The following is a 1555-nucleotide window of genomic DNA, read 5'->3' on the forward strand; positions in this document are numbered from 1 at the left end:
GTCTTGTGCTTTTAAGTCGAAAAATGGCTGCAAAATAGTGTTAACCTGATAGCGAGGTGTTAGAGCGGTGCAGATGCCATATTGTTAAGCTGTCGGTCTTCTTCGAGTCAGGTTTTCGCTCCCCTTCTCAGTTAAGGGTTCGCTGGTCCAGAAACGGCAGAAATCAGTGCGCAAAGGAAGCACAACGTGGTGGTGGACGATCAGAAAGACCCATGGGGGCTGCCAGCGCAATTTCCAAAAGCGTCGCAAATTTCAGATGCTTACCTGGGAGAATGCGAAAATTTGGTGCGCGATCACTGTAAGGAGATGATGAAACCTTTAGGTGCGGTGCCCGCTGGTCTCGTGTCGGTGATTGCTGGGGTTCTGGTCGGCGCCGGATTTCCCTATTGGTTTCAGAGGAAATCGCTGCAGCTTGGTGTTAACGGTGCCGTGTTCGGAGTGGCAGCTATTATTGGTCTGTTTCTTTGCTTCTGGCTCGAATTTTTACGCTTTTTGCCGGGAGACTATCCAAGCACGGCGGGACAGAGCATCGCGAGATTGAAGGCGTTCTGGAAAGCGGTCGGAGACCGCCATGACCAGCAGGAAGACGATCAGCTCTGCGACGAGCTTCGGGTGTTCATTCGGCATGATCGCGAGCGGACGGCCGAAGCCTTGCGAACGCTGGCGGCCGGACGGCACAGGAATCTTTGGATTGCGACGGTTTCCCAAGCACTCGGGTTGCTTATCCTGACTATTTTTACGGCACAGCTCCTCTCCAAAGCCCACGAAGTGCCTGGCCTCACAGGCCCGCATACCGAAAGCCGTGTGGAGGGAAACCGTCCGTCATGATTGTCAGCCCACATGTCTTTGAAATCTGTCAGGCAAGACCGGTAATCTCCAGACGCGTCCGAGGTGCTGGTCCTTTGAGACATGGCTGAAGCCTGGAGATTGCTCACTGCGGCCCGCGCGCCGCAGGATCTGTCTGACGGGACGGCCAGGACTTACGCCACGTCCTGGCGGGCATTTGTCCAGTCTCACGCTCCTCTGCAGCGATTTCCCGTCGGCGAGCGGGCGCTGACGCAATGGCTGGAAAGGCGGGCCAAAGCGGGTCGCCCGCGCAAAAGTCTGAACGTTGATCGCGCTGCGGTTGTGGCGTGGTGCGCTGCGAACGGTGAGATCCTGGAAGCCATTCCTCTTCCAGAAAGCCAGAAGGTTTGCCCGAAAGCGGCGACGGGGCCATCCGCAGATATGCTGCGGGAAGCAGCACACCGCTGCAAGCCGGATATCGCGGGCGTTCGGGATCGAGCACTTCTCGCACTCGCTGCAGCTCTGAGTCTGGGAGCTGAAGCTCTGGCACGGCTAAGAGTTGAAGACTTTATCGAGACAGCGGATGGGATGACGGTTTCTCTGTTGAGTCCGAGGTCCGGTCGACGGATCGCGAAAAAATTGCGTCGTCGTCGTGACCCCGCCGTCTGTCCGGTGCGGAGTTGGCAGGCATGGCGAGACGGTGGACAACTGCGGTACGGTCACGCGTTTTGTAATGTGAGATCGAGCGGGACTCTCGGTGATCCTCTCA

General features: G+C 57.2%; 1 protein-coding gene. It reads left to right on the forward strand.

Going from position 1 to position 1555, the window contains the following annotated elements; genetic code table 11:
* Positions 1 to 186: 186 nt before the first annotated feature.
* Positions 187 to 828 (forward strand): hypothetical protein, encoded by a 642-nt coding sequence (locus GXY01S_RS16640; protein ID WP_110570489.1) that lies wholly within the window; start codon positions 187 to 189, stop codon positions 826 to 828.
* Positions 829 to 1555: the final 727 nt, after the last annotated feature.

The sequence above is a fragment of the Komagataeibacter xylinus NBRC 15237 genome (assembly GCF_001571345.1).
Lineage (GTDB): Bacteria > Pseudomonadota > Alphaproteobacteria > Acetobacterales > Acetobacteraceae > Komagataeibacter > Komagataeibacter xylinus.